We start from the raw sequence: 19,266 nt of genomic DNA on the forward strand, positions 1-19,266 counted from the left end.
AGAACTGACGCAGCAATTGCTAAACCCACAACTAGTAATACTTTTAATCCTGTTTTCATCTTAAATCATCCCCATTCTTTTCATATTTAAATCCGCTTCTAAACTTTTATTCAAGTAAAACACAGATTGCTTATAAAGATTTTGCTTTTCGCAATATTTTGCAACAAATTGTGAGAGCTCTTTCACTTCATGATATTCATTCTTCTCTTCTAACTTTCTTAATTTGTCATCAATTTGCTGAAATCTTTGTGGAGCATTCGTTAAATATAGATCATGTACAATGCCTAATTTTAGTTGAAACACTTCATGAGAAGCATCTTTAATTCTAGCATAAGCGGCTTCTATATATTGGTGTGCACGCTGTTTTTCACCAATTACACAGAGTTGCCTGCTGATCAGATACGTAGAATGGAAAAAGAAATCTGAATCATAATACTCTTGATGAGATAATGCTTTTTCAAGATGACATATAGACTCTTTCGGCCTGTTCCAAAATGAATATAAGATGGCAACATTATGATGATGCTGAGCCATCATAAAGTCATCCTGCTCATTCATAAGAATATTTTCAGCATGACGATAATTCTCAAGCGCCTCTTCATACCTTCCGATCTCTGTTAAATTTGCTGCGATCAGAGAATAAGAGAGTGCTGTCCTTCTTTCATAATGCTTGTGACGTTTATAGATTTGAAGGGCTCTGCGGATATAACTTAATGAGAGCATAATATGACTTAGGCGATAGTAAAGCCATGCCACCTTAAAATCAAAATCAGCACGTTCTATTTCACTTGGTATTTTATCTAGGAGCTTTTCTGCACTTTGATACATCTGTAATGCAACCTCATAGTTCCCCTGATGTTGCTCATATACACCCTCATAAAAGTCGAAATAGTAGGCTAAGCGATTGGACAAATCATCATCCTTATTTTGATAATGCCCTTCTATACTTTTTGGCGAAACATCACCCTTTTGCCCTCTCAAATTGTACATGAGTATGCGGTGTCTCTTCTCAAGCAAGGAATAGTACATGAGTATATCAGCATCATCGATTTCCTCTACTGCTTTTTTTGCTTTTGCAAATAACCTTTCAGCCTCGTCTGCATGATCTTTTTTGATTTCCATGTTCCAGTCATTTAATAATGATGCTAATTCCACAACAGGAACTTTGTTCATTCTACACCCCCAATCACCTTCAGATCAACATTACATCATTTCTCTATATATGGAACTTCTATTAGCAATTGCTAATTTGTCCATTTGACATCATTTTAATATGAATGCCTTAATTCTTCAATAACAGTTTTTCTTTGAAAATGCGTTTCTTTCTCTTTGTCAATGATGCTAGTGTAAAGGCGCTGTACTGTTTAACCCATAAAGTAGTGAACGATCATGCTCTTATTTCAGTTGATTCCATATAAGATGGTCACATGCTGCATTTCTAATTGGTAAGAAAATAGCCATATCAGCTTTTTCAAAGTCATATACAAATATCATTCAGCCCCCTATACACACTATATGAAGGAACATGGGACGTCTATCCTAAGCACTCAAATAACAGAAAAAGGGATCGTCCATCCTTGAAAAAGAAAATAGGAAAACGAAAGGATTAATAGAAGCATTACAGGCAGAGGTAGAACATTTGCGCATGGAGAATAATGAGTATTTAAGTTGAATGCCATAGTTCAAAAAAAGGAATCACCAAACAAGACAAAGCGTAAGTAGTTTATGATTTAAGGCATGAGTATTGGTGAAAGCACTACTTGAGTTCGTAAGTATCCTGCGCAGTACATACTATGACTGGGTGAAGCATCGAAATCTTCATAATCGAGTACCAAGCTGAATGCCAAATGAGAAATGGTGAGATCATTACCTGTACAATTGGTTCAAGACCTGTTTATTCTCTCGTCTCAACGAAGCTTTATCTTGCATTCGACCGTTTGAAAGATGAGGAGAAGTCCATTATGCATTCCGATCAAGGCTGGCATTATCAAATGAAGCTTGTTAGACATGCGCTAAAAAACGAGGGATGACACAGAGTATGTCCCGAAAAGGCAACTGTTACGCAGTGATAAAGAATTTCTTTAGTATCTTAAATTGTGAATTTTTGTACAAAAAATTTGAGAGCATTGAACACTTTAAGTAAGAGCTCGTACAATCTATTGACTACTACAATCAAAAACCAAAGGCAAACGAAAAGGCATGAGTCTGATTCAACACCGAACTCATGCCTCAAAAGCTGCGTGTTTAAAAATTAGGGGATCACTTCAACTTGATGGGCTTTTTTTATTTATTCTAAGCGTATAATCGTTAATGCCGCTCCTACCGATCCTCCGCCAAGTAATACAATTGTTGCGACCAATCCGAATATTTGCAGAGAAATTTGATTACCTGCTGCAAGTGTTGTGATGAGAGATACATTGTAGGTAGACGCAGATACAGCGGGTGTTAAAATAGATCCAGGAATGGCAGACCCATTGTTAATCATCCTCGTTCCAGCAAGCAGTGCTATACTTGTATTTACTTGATACGTAATAAAATAACGACCTGAGACAGGTACAGTAAACACCGTATTTCCACCACTTGCTGTAAATCCATCTAAGCTCTGATGATTAGGCAAAGAAACGGCCGTTCCACCTACTACGACAAGCACAGTACTCCCCGACGTATTAGATGCATACATCGAATTAGCGGTTAAACTTGCTCCGGTTATTCCTGTGGCGCCGGTGACTCCTGTGGCACCGGTTGCTCCTGTGGCGCCGGTTGCTCCCGTGGTTCCGGTTGGACCCGTGGCGCCGGTTATTCCCGTGGTTCCAGTTGGACCCGTGGCACCGGTTGCTCCTGTGGCGCCGGTTATTCCCGTGGTTCCGGTTGGACCCGTGGCGCCGGTTATTCCTGTGGCGCCGGTTGGACCCGTGGCACCGGTTATTCCCGTGGTTCCAGTTGGACCCGTGGCACCGGTTGCTCCTGTGGCACCGGTTATTCCCGTGGTTCCAGTTGGACCCGTGGCACCGGTTGCTCCTGTGGCACCGGTTGCTCCCGTGGCACCGGTTGCTCCTGTGGCGCCGGTTGCTCCCGTGGTTCCAATTGGACCCGTGGCGCCGGTTATTCCCGTGGCGCCGGTTATTCCCGTGGTTCCAGTTGGACCCGTGGCACCGGTTATTCCTGTGGCGCCGGTTATTCCCGTGGTTCCAGTTGGACCCGTGGCGCCGGTTATTCCTGTGGCGCCGGTTATTCCTGTGGCGCCGGTTATTCCCGTGGCGCCGGTTATTCCTGTGGCGCCGGTTGCTCCCGTGGCACCGGTTGCTCCTGTGGCGCCGGTTGCTCCTGTGGCGCCGGTTGCTCCCGTGGTTCCAGTTGGACCCGTGGCGCCGGTTATTCCCGTGGCGCCGGTTATTCCCGTGGTTCCAGTTGGACCCGTGGCACCGGTTATTCCTGTGGCGCCGGTTATTCCCGTGGTTCCAGTTGGACCCGTGGCACCGGTTATTCCCGTGGCGCCGGTTATTCCTGTGGCGCCGGTTATTCCCGTGGTTCCAGTTGGACCCGTGGCGCCGGTTATTCCCGTGGCGCCGGTTATTCCTGTGGCGCCGGTTGCTCCCGTGGCGCCGGTTATTCCCGTGGTTCCGGTTGGACCCGTGGCGCCGGTTGCTCCTGTGGCGCCGGTTGGACCCGCAATTCCCCCACACATATTAAGTTGGGCGCACATGTCTCTCACTACTTTCAAACTGTGGAATCATCAAGACATACACTCTAATACTGATAATTCAGAGAAAATGAAACAACAATATTTCCAGTTGAGGTTCCACCAGTCCCTACAATGCCAATCGAATTAATATCATTTAGCGTAATTGATCGACTTTCTCCCGGAGGAACTGTAAAATCTGGAACTGCAGCTCCGTTTACTTCCAGAGTGACAGTAGGTGCTACCGCCACAACTCCATTGTTTTCCACCATAATCGTTCCGTTTATGACAAATGGTGTTCCATCTGTCCATACCACAACTGCATCCGGCGCTGTCGCTGCTAATTCTAATGTGAAGCATACTGCATCATTCACGAAGCCCGTTTGCTCATTACTACACCCGCCTAAAATAGCCATTTTAACCCTCCTTCAACCTATTCTTGATAGACTATGATCTAGTGATCTACGTCGTTTGTGCGATTATCCCAGTTTTAAAGCTTTATTTTTTTCCTCCGAACCATATTTAACTGGATGTCTAATAATGCTTGCACGTTTTCTGTTGATTCCTCCTTTGAAATATATAGTATATCTTCCACTGTTATTGCTCGACTTTCTCCTTTTTTTACACATACGTGATGACTTGTTTTTTTCGTTTGAATCCTAATTGAAATTGGTACATCCTGATCACCTTGATGATGTAAAACGACAGTTGCAGTATTACGCAACTTTGTTTCATTACGCCATATTTCAAATGAACTGGATGATGTTGAAAAACAAAGGGGTATGCGATGAGTCTCTATATTCCTTAGAATAAGGTCATCATATACTGGCAACTCCACTTCACTGATTCCACATAAGAAGGAGACATCCATCAAAATCCTTGAACTTGATCGATACAATACTTTTTGACAGCAAGCCGGTCTTGCACAGCATGGTACAAGAAGCTCTAACAACACACAATTGTGATCTTCATTGATGGAAATCAAAGAAAAAAAGCAGGTCTTAAACATATTATTTTCAGAGAAAACCCAAGAATAAAAAGGTGCCCCATCTTTAGTCATGAGGAAAAAAGGAAAATCCACTGAACATTTGTGAGCAAATCTTTCGTCTTTTGTCTTATTTTTTTTCTCTTTTAATCTACTCATCAGCAGGTTTGTCACTTTCAATCAGTCCAATTCAATGCTGTATACTCAGCCATATGGTTCTTTTTATCATATGTTCATTTGACTTTATTGTGCGATTACCTAAAACAAAAGCCGTAATCGTTTCATGAGCTAAACTTTTTCATATAATATGATCGAGACACAGTAGCTCTAGGATGAAGCAGATTGTACAGCGTTTTGGCGAAAATAATCAAGCAACCAAAGCCTTTTTGCGAGGTTTTTAGGACGTCAAAGGACTTTTGTGACGTTTTGAAAATGTCAACCGCCCTGATTGCGGCTGTGGTAGCTTGGGTGGTTTTGTAGATCGCTTTTCCGCCTTTGAGGATGCGTCGCCCTGCCCAGCTGACGATTGGGATGTAACCTGCTGCTGCCATTCCGCCTGCGGCGACACGCTCTCCTGCGGTGAGATGCTTGCCACTGATCGGATCAATCGTGGAAGGCTTTTTGTTTATCTATAAAGCTAATCAACATATCCACATTTCCAGCTAGTTCTTGATAAAAATTTTTAATTATGATCTTTATTTTAATAAAGATATTCAGATACCTTACAAATTATTGTATAATACTTTATAGGAGTGATCGACATGACTGATGAATTTTAAAGTTAATGAAATCTCTATCTGAGAAATTCGACAAAGGCTTTGAACAACTTGATAAGAGATTTGATTCGGTTGAAAAGCGTCTTGATAATATTGAGCAGCGTTTAGATATGCTGACAGAGAAAGAAAGCAATACTAACGAGGGTGTAATCGTTCTCCTTAAGAAAATTGATCAACAAACAAGTGATATTACAAAAGACATTGATTACCTTTCCAAGCAAGTTGGAAAACACGATATGCTTTTAAACAGATTCAAAAATTAATAGGACCCTCTGCGGTCCTTTTTCTTTTTATAGATTGAAGGAACATATGCATAAATGATAGTAAATTTCTTAAATTTGAGGGAAATGATTGTAGAGAAAAATCCCCTGATGGATACAGGGGATTCTTAGATATGCTATTGATCATTATCGTTTTGAAGGTACTATGAATGGCTTTGTATTCGCTTCCGTATTTTCTGGGTATGATCTTGATTTAAAATCATTGTCAATTCGGCCTCATTTAGAACAGATACCCATCTAAAGATAATTTCACTATTCAAACCATACTTCAAAAAAAGTGCTTGATAATCTACTTCATAATTATTCTTATCCACCCCTGAGTAAAACAAATCTTTTATAGATTCCTCTGAGAGCATAGAACCCCTACTACTGGCAATCATGAAACTAGATTGATACTGATCCATAATTCGCAATGCTTTATCTAAATCAGGTTGAGGAACCTTGGCCATACTAACATAAAACTGATTTTTATGTTCATCTAAAAGTAATTCTGGCCCCTTTTCAAAACCTGAAGTATCTATTTCTGATTCAATAGATTTCCATACTTTTCGGAATCTCTCTATTCGAGAATGTACATCATTTACTTTCTTACTCAGAAATATATAAAAGTGGTAATTAGTCAATTGGTCGCTAAAGATTTCAATAAGTTGATTTTGACAATAACTTTGAAAATCCTTTATTCCGCCATCATCTAAAAAGTGATATCCATTGATACTATATACACTTAACTGTTCAAGTTCCTTTATTTCTTGATCTAACCACTTATAGTAGTTAGTAACTTCCCGTTCGAATTCATGTTCTATTTTCATTTGTTATCTCTTGACCAGTATTAAATTTGATTCAATTGAGCAAATGCTCTTTCTTTTTGTAGAAACTCCTCAAAAAGGGATAGTAATCTATTTATATTCTCTTCTTTTGAATACAGCAAAGGATTATGACCATCTGAAGGAGGCATGTAATGAATAAAAGGTTCCATATCCTCAGGATAACCAAAATCTGCGTACACTTCAGAAAGTTCATCTAACAACTTTTCAGGTGAATCTTCATTTTTCTCTTTTAAATGAGCCGTTATACCGTATCTCCACTTTCTTTTTTCAATGTCCCACTGGCTGGACTCTTCTTCTATCAATTCACTATATAATTCTATCAATATCATTTGAAGTTTTTTGTAATCCTCATCTTGATCACCAGCTCCCCAAGCTAAATCGAGGATTAGAGAGTTTTCACATTCAGCATGATTAGATAAAAATTCCATAGCATACTTGCTTATTTCTTTATATGAAATTAAATCTAATCTAATTCCTACATATATAGTTTTCCAATCATAGTGGATTTTATGTTTTTTTAAGATCTCTATAGTATATTTCATTTTTTCTTCATTCCTATCTGTTAGGATTTTGATTAGGAAATCCAGTTATTTCACCTTCTGGAATAAACCTTCTATGAGTAACCCCCTTATTTGGATCAACAATCCACTCAAAAATACCATTTTGATTTTTTACAGAAATCACTCTTTCAGTTATTCGCAAATCTTTATTATAAACATCCTTGTAACTATAATGTTTCATTCCACCCTCAATTTGATATAACTTAACTTTTGTTTTATCACCACCAACCAGATCAAACTCTTTAGCCCATGGTGTGTAATTATCAATTATATCATTGAAACCATGTTGACCATCTGGCTTTTTCAATGCGCTTCCGACTCTTTTATTATCTAATACAGGATGTTCAATTTTATTTTCTTTAACTCCCATTTTACCATGAAACCCTTTCGCCCCAAACGGCAAAAGCATCCCCAGCGCCGCATTCATACTCGCTTCCTGTTGTTCTTTTGAGATCTTGTTCCCAAACATGTCTCTGCCAGTGATGGCTTCGCTGAAGCCGTTTGTGGCGGTGAGACCATATAAGCCTTTTTGCGATGTTTTTAGGACGTCAAAGGACTTTTGTGACGTTTTGTAAATGTCAACCGCACTGATTGCGGCTTTGGTAGCTTGGGTGGTTTTATAGACGGCTTTTCCGCCTTTGAAAATGCGCCCTGCCCAGCCGACAATTGGGATATAACCTGCTGCTGCCATTCCGCCTGCGGCGACACGCTCTCCTGCGGTGAGATGTTTGCCTGTGATGGGATCAATGCCCGTTGCGGCTCGTTTGGCGTCATTCACTCCGGTCAGTTCATTCAAAAGCATACCGCCATCATCAAGTGCTTTTTCATACCAAGGACGGTTCGCCAGTGCTTCCTGTTCTTTCGCAATCTTGCGGGCTTCTTCTTGTTCTTTTTTGTTTTTTAAATATTCAGAAGTTTGCTTCTCAATATCGTCTTTTGCCTTGTAGATTTCGCTATTTTGATACGCTTTTTTATCAAAATTGATCGGTGAAATGGTTTTTCCGTCATTTGTCGCATTCATCATTTCGGCGTACAATGCCATTGTAGCCTGCTCTTCAGTCTCTGACAAAGCATATTCAGCTTTTAGATATTGGTCTAATTCGTTTAAATCTTTTACGGTCTTTTTCCGTTCGTCTTCGGCATCCGTTATCTTTTCATGAAAGATTTGATCATCAAACACATCAAGAGAGATGAGATCATCTATATCCTGAAAAATGGTTTCCAGTGCCTTCTTTTGATCAGATACAATGCTTTTAGCGTTTTTTAACCCCATCTCTACTTTATTTTCTAAAAAGTGTTCATCAATAAAAGTATCACCGCCGAAATTGGCATCTTCAAGTGTACCCGCAACACCTTCGTGAAAGGCTTTTTGTTTATCTATAAAGCTAGTAAGCATGTCCACATTTCCTGCTAGTTCTTGATAAAAACTTTTAATATTGTCGGCACCTTTTCCAGTGAAATCATCACCTAGATTCGCCACACCTTGTAATGCGTGCTTTAAATCTACCATTTGTTCGCGGAGTTCCTGATAGTGCTTGGCTCTTTCTTCCATAGCGCTTGTTAGTGCTTTGGCATCAAGTATTTTCCCCAGAAGAAGTCACTCCCTCCTATTCATTGATAAGGACAATTTTACCAATGCAAAGATTGCCATTAAATAGTGAGAAAGATACAAAAACAGCACTCGGAATCATACGAGTGCTGTTGAAAGGGTTCTCTGTAAAGATATATACTACTGAATCAAACGGTTTAGAAGCAGAGGGTACTTATGAATCGAAGACGAAAGCACATTTCATCAATTCACCCAATGTCTATTACATTATGATTTTTAACTATTTTAAAATTTCCGACAATATATACTTGTTTTTTCTTTGTATTTATTCTCTGCAACTATATAATAAATAGGACAAGAAAGGGGTTTACCGACTTGGATACTGAGAAAGTAATCCCTTATGACTTGGTGGCAACCAAACTCGAGAATATATAACACTCGTGTAATAGTGTATAACTATACCAGTTATATGTTATAATCCGTTTATCATCGGTATAAATTAAAAGAAACTAGGATCAATGTAAAAATGCTGGCTCTCAAAAATGAACCTCCCCTAGAAATGGTCTATTTCTTTTTATAAATATATGTCAACAAAGCAAGAATAAACATCTCAAACAGAAACATAAGGGACAAAGCTTGAAAAGTTGACATAGGCTAAACCCCCTTTCAAGGGGATTTAGCCAGTAGACCACACTTTGGGTAAACCGTTCATTTGTACGTCCTCTTTTATACATGAAAAGATTGGTACCACCCATCTTGTGACTTTAAGAAATGCTTCGTCACAGTCTATACATTTAATGTTTACTTCCTCTTTATAAGAGACAATTCTTACTTCAAAGCAAGGACACTCCCACTTATGGCTCTTAGGCTTCCCTTGCGTCGGTTCAGTAATTCTGTAGCTGATGGCGTTTCCCCATTCTCTATCGCAGCCATATAATTTGTACTATGCTTTGCAATAACAAACACTTCTTGATCAATATCTATTTGAGCTATCTGCTTATCCGTTTTGAGAAGTTGTGTTTCGATCGATTTTTTGTGGAATGAAAGTTGTATTTCTATTCGAATCCTCCATTGTTGTATTTCGGTTTGATGCTGGTTTAATCATACTAGATACTTCATATACACCTGCACCTAAAAAGATAATAGAGCTTATAACAATCATTTTTTTAATACTCATAAAGACACTCTCCTTTTTGAATATTATGTTGGGCTTGAAATGCCATCCTGTAATATTCTGTTGATTTCTCAAACTTTCCTCTTTTTTCATGAATAACTGCAAGATTTTTAGTGAATTCTTCTACGAAAACAAACAACTGCTTTTCTTCAAATGTCTGAAGCATAGCTTGAATTTCATCCTCATCATTACTTTCATATGTTGTTCTTATAGAACGTATTAATAAAATTTCGTGTGGATTCTCTTTATGAGAGACAAGTTTCAAAGCTTTATCCACTAATTTGGATGCTTCATCATTTTCTCCTGTCTTATATAGCGCCCAACAAAGGTTAACATATATGACCGATTTTACATCGTACATACCATCTTCTGATATTTCAAGGGACTCTTGATAATATTGGATAGCCTTTGCATAATCTTGTTTTTTCTCATAATTGTTTCCTATATTTAAAAGTGCCTTGGCAATCAACCTATTATCCGCTATTTCTTCAGCAATGGAATAGGCTTTATTCAGATGTATGAATGATTTTTCATACTGTTTAAAATCATCATAATTTCCTGCTATTACAAATAAGCATTGAATTTTTCTCACTTTATAAAGATCATATTGATCATAGATTTCAAACGCTTTTAAAATATGATGCATCGAAACATGGGTTTGTTTCATAATATAGTAAGCTTCAGCCACCTTAAAGTGAAACTCGGCTTGCTCAATATCATCTATAACTAGCGTAAGTTGTTTCTCGGCCATTTTATAGTATTGGATGGCCTGTACATATTCTTTTATGCTGAACTCATACATACCTCTAAAAAAGGCATTGTAATACTGCAACATGCCGGAAAGTCGGTGATTTGTATTTTCGATTTTATCAGCTAAGTCTGCAATTGACACAGATCGTTTCTCTGAAGGTTTAATATAATCAAGCATCAACTGATGACGAAAACACATCAATTGATAGTAGATAAGTAAATCTTGGTCTTCTTCCATTCTCTCAATTTCTTGTTCCACTTCGGCTTTCAAAATCTCTGCATCTGGTACACTAAATTGCCGAATCATTTTATACCATTCATTTATTTTCACACCAACATGTGAAGAAAGAACTTTCTCCATCTCCCTCACTCTCCCTTTGAAACCCTTTGTGTAATTTTAACACAATATTTACAGCATATGAAAAGATTGGATATCTGAACTGAAAATTTTCGGTATACCGCAATCGAGATGTCTTACCAAGCTCATTGCTTGAGTCAATCACTAGAACACATTCTGGACAGAGTGTTTTGATTCAACTAGGAAAAATTCATCTTCTTTGCCGTTAGACCATTGAAGAGAATTTCATCAAATCCGTGTGATGGAGTTGTATGACCGAAGAAAGATTGAAGTAAGTATAAACAGGGTTTGGAGTATATTAACTCTGAGGATATTGGAAAGTTCTTGAAAATAGTTCGACAGGATCACTAAATCTACTACATTTTCTTTAAGACTTTGATTGTAACTGGAATGAGGAAAGGGGAAGCGGCTGCTCTTCAAAGAAAAGATATTGATCTGAAGAACTATAATCATAAATAAATCACTAGATTTCTAGAGAAAACCTGGTGAAGAAGCATTCGGGAACACAAAAACATATCATTCAGAACGGACAATCAAGATTACTGAATCTCCTACAAAAGAATTGCAATCTCACATGAACATGAGCTAGATCTTGTTTTTGCACAGAAAAAGGAGCTCCTTTACCAAAATCCTCCCTGTTCAATGCTCTAAAAAGGATATTGAAGCTGAAATAGCAAATATCCCAATCCATGGACTAAGACATACTCATGCCGTTCTTCTGTTAGAAGCTGGCCAAAGCATAAAGTTCATCCAAGAAAGATTGGGACATAAAAACATAAGCATCACTTCTGACGTATATGCTCATAATATAAGTGAAAAAATTCGAAAATAAATCTATGGACAGTTTCGAGAATTACATCAACTCAATTCTGAGTTGAACTTTTTGTTGAATTTGGTGGTCAAAAAGTGGTCAACCCTTATTCAGGGTGTGGTCACTATTCATTGGACCACCAAATTTATTTTTAAGACCCTATTAAATCAACGTTTCTCTATTAATACTGAGACATATACTGATCGCGTTCCCATGGGTGAACTTGGGTGCGGAACATATCCCATTCGATTTCTTTTGCTTCGACGAAGTGCTCGAATAAGTGCTCACCTAGGGCATTCACCATGACTTCGTTTGATTTTAAATGCTCAAGAGCTTCTGCAAGTGTTGCAGGGAGATCGGCGATGCCGTTTTCAAGGCGCTCTTCTTTGTCCATGACATAGATGTTTCTGTCGATTGGAGCAGGTGCAGCTAGTTTGTTTTTGATTCCGTCTAGACCTGCTGCAAGTAATACGCTTAGTGCAAGGTAAGGGTTTGCAGATGGGTCAACGCTTCGCACTTCCACACGTGTGCTGATGCCGCGTGATGCAGGAATACGGATAAGCGGGCTGCGGTTTTGTGCACTCCATGCTACATAGCAAGGCGCTTCATAGCCTGGAACAAGACGCTTATAAGAGTTGACTGTAGGGTTTGTGACCGCTGTAAAGCTTGTTGCATGCTTCACGATACCAGCGATAAAGTGTCTAGCGGTCTCGCTTAATTGTAAATCTGCTTTTTCATCATAGAATGCATTTTTCCCATCTTTGAATAATGATAGGTTACAGTGCATACCAGAACCGTTTACACCAAACAATGGTTTTGGCATAAATGTCGCATGTAGACCGTGCTTTCTTGCAATCGTTTTGACAACGAGTTTAAAGGTTTGAATGTCATCACAAGAGCGGATAGCGCCTGCATATTTGAAATCAATTTCATGTTGCCCAGGTGCTACTTCATGGTGAGATGCTTCAATTTCAAAGCCCATCTCTTCCAGTTCAAGTACGATATCACGGCGACAGTTTTCGCCTAGATCTGTTGGTGCAAGATCAAAGTATCCGCCTTTATCGTTTAATTCAAGGGTCGGTTCACCTTTTTCATCAAGTTTAAATAAGAAGAATTCTGGCTCGGGTCCAAGGTTGAAATCGCTAAATCCCAGCTCTTCCATTTCTTTCAAGATACGCTTTAAGTTGTTGCGCGGGTCACCATCAAACGGTGTACCATCTGGTTTATAAATGTCACAAATAAAGCGTGCAACTTTACCTTTTTCTGCTGTCCAAGGGAAAATAACAAATGTATTAAGATCTGGATATAGGTACATATCTGATTCTTCAATACGTACAAATCCTTCAATAGATGAACCATCAAACATACATTTGTTATCGAGAGCTTTCTCAAGCTGGCTCACAGGAATCTCAACATTTTTAATCGTTCCGAGAATGTCTGTAAATTGCAGACGGATGTACTTTACGTTTTCCTCATTTACTAATTTTATGATATCTTCTCTTGTGTATTTTGCCATTTCGTAAAACTCCTCCCCTACAAAAGGTAAAATGTTTATAGCAATGCTTTTGCTAATCAGTTAACGGAAGAACCTTGACATATCCCCTTGCCTAAAGGTCGTTCCTTGTTGGAAACGTCCTGCCTGAATGAGTTCCTTCTTCAGTAGCTTCCTGAGTTCATCATCTGTCAAGTTGTGCTTTGCTGAGGTTTTCTCCTTTGTCTGTATTTCAGACGTTGGATTTTCTGCCTCAGCTTTGGCAAACAGTTTCTTAATTCCTGCCATGTTTACACCTTGTTCGATGAGGTTTTTAATCTCTAGTAATTTATCAACATCATGAAAAGAAAATAATCGGCGATTCCCGTCACTTCTTGCTGGAAATACTAAACCATTTTCCTCATAATAGCGAATTTGTCTTGCAGACAGTTCTGTTAGCTGCATGACAATCCCAATTGGAAATAAAGGCATTGAGCGGCGAATGTTATCACTCATCTCAACTGTCTCCTCCTCTTTGCTTAAATTCATTATATGTCATGTTATATTATGTGTCAACAATATGTTAGGAATATTAACATGTATTTGTTTATTTAGATGTCACTTCAATCAAACCTTGATTCATTAAAGAATCTACTGCGCTGCAAACGGCATTTTTCACATGGGCATATGTGAGTCCGCCTTGAACATATGCCGTATAAGGCGGTCTGATCGGTCCATCAGCTGATAATTCGATACTCGCTCCTTGCACAAAAGTACCAGCTGCCATAATGACATCATCTTCATAGCCCGGCATATAGCTTGCGTGCGGCGTCACATGACTGTTGACAGGGGAAGCATATTGAATCGCTTGGCAAAAAGCAATCATTTTTTTAGGATCTCCAAATTCAACGGATTGAATTAAGTCGGTTCTTTTGGCATTCCACGCTGGATTTGTTTGAAATCCAAGCTTTTCAAGAAAACGAGCTGTAAAAACTGCTCCCTTTAAACTTTGCGCAACGACATGAGGCGCTAAGAAGAATCCTTGGTACATCTCTTGAAGCGCATACAGCGATGCACCCGCTTCACTGCCGATGCCTGGTGATGTCATGCGATATGAGCACGCTTCTACCCATCTTTCTTTCCCGACAATGTAGCCGCCTGTTTTGGCAAGACCGCCTCCTGGATTTTTAATAAGAGAACCAGCCATTAAATCTGCACCAACATGACAAGGCTCTTGTAATTCAGTGAATTCACCGTAACAGTTGTCTACAAAGACAATGATTTCTTCATTAATTGACTTCACGAATGTAATCATTTGCTCGATTTCTTCAATAGTAAAGGACGGTCTTGAAGCATAGCCTTTGGAGCGTTGGATACCAATCACTTTTGTTTTAGAAGAGATGGTCTCTTTGACTTTTTCAAAATTGACTGACCCATCTTGAAGTAAATCAACGACCTTGTAGTCAATATGAAAGTCTTTTAATGAGCCTGTCCCTTCTTTTCCGCGGATACCCACTATTTCTTCTAGGGTATCGTACGGCTTTCCTGTCATATAAATCAATTCATCGCCGGGTCTTAATACACCAAACAACGCTATGGAAATTGCGTGTGTGCCTGAAATAATTTGCGGACGCACAAGACCGCTTTCTCCCCCAAATACATCGGCATAAATGTTTTCTAATGTGTTTCTTCCCATATCATCATAGCCATATCCAGTTGTCGGATGAAAATGTGAATCACTAACTTTATGCTTTCGGTAACTTTCGAGTACACGCCACTCGTTTTGTTCACTGATTTGATCAATTTGCTGATGCATGCGTAAAATCTCTTGTTCTGTTTCTGCTGCTACTTTTTCTAACATTTTGCCATGTTTTAATGTGTGAAACATTGTTATTCTATTCCTTTCCTACAACATATACTTCTTAATGTGACCTAATATCGTCTGGTCTTCACCGATAAACCCGGTGACCTCGTAAAGTTCGGCGTCTTTTTGAAACTCTAGCGATTCCACAAGTGTTGCTGATTTTAATGCTGATATCAGCTTTCCTTCATATGCCGGAATGTTCACATGGTAAGGCATTAAAAAGTCTTTTTTCAGCTCTGCCATAATTGTAGCCTTTAACCGCTTGATGTCTTCATCATCTCTAGCGCTTATCAAAATATGCCGCTGCTTTGAAGAAGGGATGAAATCCGGACTGATTTGATCTTCTTTATTATAGACGGTCAGCATAGGAATACGGTCTGCTTCTAATTCCTTTAAAAGCTCATGAACCGTCCGTTCGTGTCCTTCGTAATCCTCATTAGAAGAATCGATCACATGAAGCAAATAGTCTGCTTCCTTCACTTCCTCAAGTGTGGAGCGAAATGCCGCAATGAGTGTCGTTGGAAGGTCTTGAATAAAACCAACTGTATCTGAAATAAGAACACTGTACCCAGATTCTAGTGTCATTTTACGTGTCATTGGATCAAGCGTTGCAAAAAGCAAATCTTCTTCATGACTATCTGCATCTGTTAACTGGTTAAACAAAGTGGATTTACCGGCATTCGTATAACCAACAATGGCAATTTGAAAAACACCATTTTTCTTGCGTCTTTCACGATATCTTGTTCGGTGTTCTTTTACTGCAGACAGCCCCGCGTGAATTTCATGAATTCGGCTACGAATATGGCGTCTGTCTGTTTCAAGCTTTGTCTCACCAGGACCTCTTGCACCAATACCGCCTCCTTGTCTTGAAAGGCTGATTCCTTGTCCGCTTAGTCGTGGTAAGGCATATTGAAGCTGAGCAAGCTCAATTTGTAGCTTCCCCTCTCGTGTACGGGCTCTTTTGGCGAAGATATCTAAAATCAATTGTGTCCGGTCAATAATCTTTACGTCTAAAGCAGTCGCCAAAGCTTTTAACTGGCTTGGAGAAAGCTCATCATTAAATATAATGACATCACATGCTAATTCTGCGCAAAGAACTTCAAGCTCTTCTACTTTCCCTTTTCCAATGTATGTTGCACTGTCTTGTCTATTTCTTTTCTGCGTTATGAAGCTAACGGCTTCTCCGCCCGCTGTTTTTGTTAAGGAAGCTAATTCTTCCATCGAGTATTGAAAGCGTTCATCTGTTACATGCGGCAATTGACAGCCGACAAGTATCGCCTTTTCTTTGTTTTCTTGTTCATTCAACGTGAATTGTTTCCTTTCTGTACTTAAGTTTTCAGTAGTACCATCATACCAAACCGCAACCACGCATACCACTTATTCGGAAGGTTTATTTTACAATGTCTGCTTAAGAAAAGGATACGCCATATTGTTAAGGCGTATCCTCTTTCATTTGAAGATCTTGGCTTTTAATGGTGAGTAAGTCTTTTTTATCATAATGATCTACAAGTAAAAGCCTCATTGCTTGTGCACGAATCGCTTTTTCAATCGTATTCCGTACAAAACGACCATTACTGAATTTTGCAGGGCTCGTTGTACTTTTGATTTGCATTAAATAATCTCTTAATTTCCATTCTGCTTCTTGTGTAAACTGATACTCACGGTCTGCCATCATTCGTTTGGCAATATCCATTAATTGATCAACTGTATAATCAGGAAAATTGATGTTGATCGGAAATCTAGATTGAAGTCCTGGGTTTAATGATAAGAAATGATCCATTTCTTTAGAATAGCCCGCCAAGATCAAAATGAATTCATGTTGTTTATCTTCCATATGTTTGACCAGTGTGTCAATGGCTTCTTTTCCAAAATCCTTCTCTCCTCCGCGCGCAAGAGAGTAAGCTTCGTCAATGAATAAAATACCGCCAAGTGACTTTTTAATTAAATCCCTTGTTTTCTGCGCTGTATGCCCAATGTACTCTCCGACAAGATCACCACGTTCTGCTTCTATTAAATGACCTTTTGATAAAACATTCATCTCAAAGAAAAGCTTTCCGACGAGTCGGGCTACAGTTGTTTTCCCTGTACCTGGGTTGCCTTTAAACATCATATGAAGCGTCTGTTTCCCCACTTTCAGTCCTTGTTCCTGCCTTTTTTGGTTCACAAAAATCCAAGCATAAATTTCTTTTATATTGCGTTTCATTTCATCCATTCCCACAAGACTATTCATTTCACGCTCTATCTCTCTTAAGATGCTGTGTTTGGCCTCATTTTTCTGTAAGGCTTCCAGGTATTCTGCCTCTGAATCTGCATCAATCAATACTTGCTTCTGTCCATTAAGTATAATATTGATTTGGCCGTTGTTTTTATATGTGACAGCTCGCTCCAATGTATTCACCTCTCGCTCTTCTCTCTTTATTCTATTCTGGTGGAGCTGTAATCGTGACAATCGCCCGCTTTTTCCCTATGACATGCATCTTACTTTGTTGTCAAATTGACCCGAGACAACGGATTTTATAGGGAATTCTGCGGTTTCCCAGGAAATGATCTGATGTCTTTATTGTATTCATCCATTTTGTGCGGACAAACCAACAATTTACTTTTTCTTAGAAAAAATGTAGCTTTTTGATCACAAATTGTGCAGAAAAGAGTGTCAATGAATTCCGCATTTTGTACAAGCAATTTTTCTGTTTTCTCATAAAATAAAGACGAGGTGATGAATAGATGGTTAAAATTTTTATTGATCCGGGCCACGGAGGAACAGATTCTGGAGCTGTTGCTAATGGACTTTTTGAGAAAAATTTGACACTTCAAATTGCGCTTTTTCTGAGAGATATCCTGATTAGTGAATATGATGGGATTTCCGTCCGCTTAAGTCGTTCAACTGACCAAACCGTCACTTTATCCGAGCGAACGAATGCTGCAAATAGCTGGAAAGCTGATTATTTCGTATCGATCCATATCAATGCTGGCGGCGGCACAGGTTTTGAAAGCTACGTGTACCCTGGCGTTTCTGCGCCGACAACCACATATCGCAATGCTCTTCATGATGAAATTGCCCGCTCGGTTGATCTCACCGACCGAGGCAAGAAAAATGCGAATTTCCACGTCCTTCGTGAAACTTCTATGTCCGCTATCTTAACAGAGAACGGTTTTATTGATACGACGTCTGATGCAAATAAGCTCCGTAACGCTTCCTTCCTTCAAAGTATCGCTCGCGCACATGCTTCCGGATTAGAAAAGGCGTTTCAATTGAAAAAAAAAGCAACTAACCTTTATAAAGTGCAAGTTGGTGCCTTCAAAGTCAAAGCCAATGCAGATGAACTAGCAAACTCGCTTACATCAAAAGGATTTGATGCATTTGTGTTGTTAGAAGGCGGCTTATTCAGAGTTCAAGCCGGCGCTTTCCGTTCAAAACAAAACGCGGATGAACTCGCTGCAAAAATCAAGCAAGCTGGTCATGACGCATTTGTTTTCCAATAACTGTTATATTAAACAAACCGGCTCTACTAGGGAAGGAGAGCCGGTTTGTTAATTAGTGGATTTACGCTAAAATGTTCACGACAAATTGAGACCAAGTTTCGAGACGATCGAAGTATTCAGGCTTTTTCAATTCAGATACTTTCATCCATTTTCCTGAGATTTGATCTGTTTCTCTTACTTCAACGTGAGCACCAGGTACTAATTCAAGTGCGGATAAAAACCCAATGTGCACACGACCAACACTGTTGTCGTCATCATTGATTAATCCAAGAGTTCGCATATCGAGTTTGTCTTCCTCTTGAATGGAAAGTTCCTCATCGAGTTCACGATCCGTATTTTTCTTTAGGATCTCAGCAAAGTTTTTGCCTTCGATAAAGTTCATATGACCTCCAAAACCAAGAGATAACTTATGATGTAATCTTGTTTCTCCGCCGCCTTGAAGTCTTTCATATACATATACTTCATCTTCACGCTTAATCACGACATAAGGGATTGGCTGCTTGAAGTCTGGATTTTCTTCCGCATCGCCTCTTCGCATCTGTTCAAAGTGTTCTTCGATTTCTTTCATAATGGTTTTGATCGTTTGCTCTTCACTATTTACACCATTAAATGTCAGTGTTTCATTTTGAAATACACATTTGCGCGGTGCAACTAAAATGATTTCATCCATTTTTCCCATGTTGGGTAACCTCCAGTAT

Annotated in this window: 19 protein-coding genes and 2 pseudogenes; 4 read left to right on the forward strand and 17 right to left on the reverse strand. The window is 39.2% G+C overall.

The features are described from left to right. Positions 1 to 60: 60 nt before the first annotated feature. Positions 61 to 1,173: a tetratricopeptide repeat protein gene (locus ABVJ71_RS03625; protein ID WP_353855648.1), complete on the reverse strand. Its 1,113-nt coding sequence runs from the start codon at positions 1,171 to 1,173 to the stop codon at positions 61 to 63. Between the two features lie 352 nt (positions 1,174 to 1,525). Between ABVJ71_RS03625 and ABVJ71_RS03630 the strand changes: the two are divergent. Then, positions 1,526 to 2,241: pseudogene (locus tag ABVJ71_RS03630) on the forward strand (IS3 family transposase); the annotation flags it as partial. A 46-nt stretch (positions 2,242 to 2,287) separates the two neighbouring features. Here the strand turns inward: ABVJ71_RS03630 and ABVJ71_RS03635 are convergent. From ABVJ71_RS03635 to ABVJ71_RS03650, 4 genes and pseudogenes are all read right to left on the reverse strand, one after another. Beyond that, positions 2,288 to 3,667: pseudogene (locus ABVJ71_RS03635) on the reverse strand (hypothetical protein); the annotation flags it as partial. Positions 3,668 to 3,747: 80 nt separating this feature from the next. Next, positions 3,748 to 4,095 (reverse strand): S-Ena type endospore appendage, encoded by a 348-nt coding sequence (locus ABVJ71_RS03640; protein ID WP_353855649.1) that lies wholly within the window; start codon positions 4,093 to 4,095, stop codon positions 3,748 to 3,750. Between the two features lie 74 nt (positions 4,096 to 4,169). Continuing rightward, positions 4,170 to 4,823 (reverse strand): CotZ-related putative spore coat protein, encoded by a 654-nt coding sequence (locus ABVJ71_RS03645; protein WP_353855650.1) that lies wholly within the window; start codon positions 4,821 to 4,823, stop codon positions 4,170 to 4,172. A gap of 122 nt (positions 4,824 to 4,945) precedes the next feature. Further along, entirely contained in the window at positions 4,946 to 5,215 is a 270-nt protein-coding gene (locus ABVJ71_RS03650) for a hypothetical protein (protein ID WP_353855651.1), read from the reverse strand. A gap of 233 nt (positions 5,216 to 5,448) precedes the next feature. Between ABVJ71_RS03650 and ABVJ71_RS03655 the strand changes: the two genes are divergently transcribed. Then, the gene (locus tag ABVJ71_RS03655; RefSeq protein ID WP_353855652.1) at positions 5,449 to 5,703 is read left to right on the forward strand and encodes a hypothetical protein; all 255 of its coding nucleotides are present in this window, start codon (positions 5,449 to 5,451) and stop codon (positions 5,701 to 5,703) included. A gap of 161 nt (positions 5,704 to 5,864) precedes the next feature. On the opposite strand, the gene ABVJ71_RS03660 is transcribed toward ABVJ71_RS03655, so the two are convergent. The 6 genes from ABVJ71_RS03660 to ABVJ71_RS03685 all read right to left on the reverse strand — a co-directional run bounded on the left by ABVJ71_RS03660 (position 5,865) and on the right by ABVJ71_RS03685 (position 10,942). Continuing rightward, entirely contained in the window at positions 5,865 to 6,530 is a 666-nt protein-coding gene (locus tag ABVJ71_RS03660) for a hypothetical protein (RefSeq protein WP_353855653.1), read from the reverse strand. A gap of 20 nt (positions 6,531 to 6,550) precedes the next feature. Beyond that, positions 6,551 to 7,090: a DUF2247 family protein gene (locus ABVJ71_RS03665; RefSeq protein WP_353855654.1), complete on the reverse strand. Its 540-nt coding sequence runs from the start codon at positions 7,088 to 7,090 to the stop codon at positions 6,551 to 6,553. A 13-nt stretch (positions 7,091 to 7,103) separates the two neighbouring features. Then, positions 7,104 to 8,660, reverse strand: coding sequence for a T7SS effector LXG polymorphic toxin (locus tag ABVJ71_RS03670; protein ID WP_353855655.1), 1,557 nt, complete (start codon positions 8,658 to 8,660; stop codon positions 7,104 to 7,106). 561 nt (positions 8,661 to 9,221) lie between these two features. Beyond that, a complete protein-coding gene (locus ABVJ71_RS03675) occupies positions 9,222 to 9,308 on the reverse strand; it encodes a putative holin-like toxin (RefSeq protein WP_353856545.1) in 87 nt (28 codons plus the stop codon). Between the two features lie 346 nt (positions 9,309 to 9,654). After that, entirely contained in the window at positions 9,655 to 9,834 is a 180-nt protein-coding gene (locus ABVJ71_RS03680; protein ID WP_353855656.1) for a RapH phosphatase inhibitor, read from the reverse strand. Next, positions 9,824 to 10,942 (reverse strand): Rap family tetratricopeptide repeat protein, encoded by a 1,119-nt coding sequence (locus ABVJ71_RS03685; RefSeq protein ID WP_353855657.1) that lies wholly within the window; start codon positions 10,940 to 10,942, stop codon positions 9,824 to 9,826. The genes ABVJ71_RS03680 and ABVJ71_RS03685 overlap by 11 nt, the downstream gene beginning before the upstream one ends. Before the next feature lie 595 nt (positions 10,943 to 11,537). Here ABVJ71_RS03685 and ABVJ71_RS03690 point away from each other — a divergent pair. Beyond that, complete coding sequence (locus ABVJ71_RS03690) at positions 11,538 to 11,771, forward strand: tyrosine-type recombinase/integrase (protein ID WP_353856546.1); 234 nt, start codon at positions 11,538 to 11,540, stop codon at positions 11,769 to 11,771. Positions 11,772 to 11,931: 160 nt separating this feature from the next. On the opposite strand, the gene glnA is transcribed toward ABVJ71_RS03690, so the two are convergent. The 5 genes from glnA to spoVK form a co-directional block, all read right to left on the reverse strand. Continuing rightward, positions 11,932 to 13,266 (reverse strand): type I glutamate--ammonia ligase, encoded by a 1,335-nt coding sequence (gene glnA / locus ABVJ71_RS03695; protein WP_353855658.1) that lies wholly within the window; start codon positions 13,264 to 13,266, stop codon positions 11,932 to 11,934. A 60-nt stretch (positions 13,267 to 13,326) separates the two neighbouring features. Then, positions 13,327 to 13,737 carry a MerR family transcriptional regulator gene (locus ABVJ71_RS03700; protein ID WP_353855659.1) on the reverse strand — a complete coding sequence of 137 codons (411 nt, stop codon included), beginning with the start codon at positions 13,735 to 13,737 and terminating at the stop codon, positions 13,327 to 13,329. Positions 13,738 to 13,828: 91 nt separating this feature from the next. After that, entirely contained in the window at positions 13,829 to 15,109 is a 1,281-nt protein-coding gene (locus tag ABVJ71_RS03705; protein WP_353855660.1) for a methionine gamma-lyase family protein, read from the reverse strand. Between the two features lie 18 nt (positions 15,110 to 15,127). Then, complete coding sequence (hflX, locus tag ABVJ71_RS03710) at positions 15,128 to 16,390, reverse strand: GTPase HflX (RefSeq protein WP_353855661.1); 1,263 nt, start codon at positions 16,388 to 16,390, stop codon at positions 15,128 to 15,130. A gap of 127 nt (positions 16,391 to 16,517) precedes the next feature. After that, entirely contained in the window at positions 16,518 to 17,474 is a 957-nt protein-coding gene (spoVK, locus tag ABVJ71_RS03715) for a stage V sporulation protein K (RefSeq protein ID WP_353856547.1), read from the reverse strand. A gap of 335 nt (positions 17,475 to 17,809) precedes the next feature. Between spoVK and ABVJ71_RS03720 the strand changes: the two genes are divergently transcribed. Continuing rightward, positions 17,810 to 18,568, forward strand: coding sequence for an N-acetylmuramoyl-L-alanine amidase (locus ABVJ71_RS03720; protein ID WP_353855662.1), 759 nt, complete (start codon positions 17,810 to 17,812; stop codon positions 18,566 to 18,568). A gap of 61 nt (positions 18,569 to 18,629) precedes the next feature. Here the strand turns inward: ABVJ71_RS03720 and ABVJ71_RS03725 are convergent, their stop codons facing one another. Further along, complete coding sequence (locus ABVJ71_RS03725; RefSeq protein ID WP_353855663.1) at positions 18,630 to 19,247, reverse strand: hypothetical protein; 618 nt, start codon at positions 19,245 to 19,247, stop codon at positions 18,630 to 18,632. Positions 19,248 to 19,266: the final 19 nt, after the last annotated feature.

This window comes from Bacillus sp. Bos-x628 (assembly GCF_040500475.1).
In the GTDB taxonomy this organism is placed as follows: domain Bacteria; phylum Bacillota; class Bacilli; order Bacillales; family Bacillaceae; genus Bacillus; species Bacillus maqinnsis.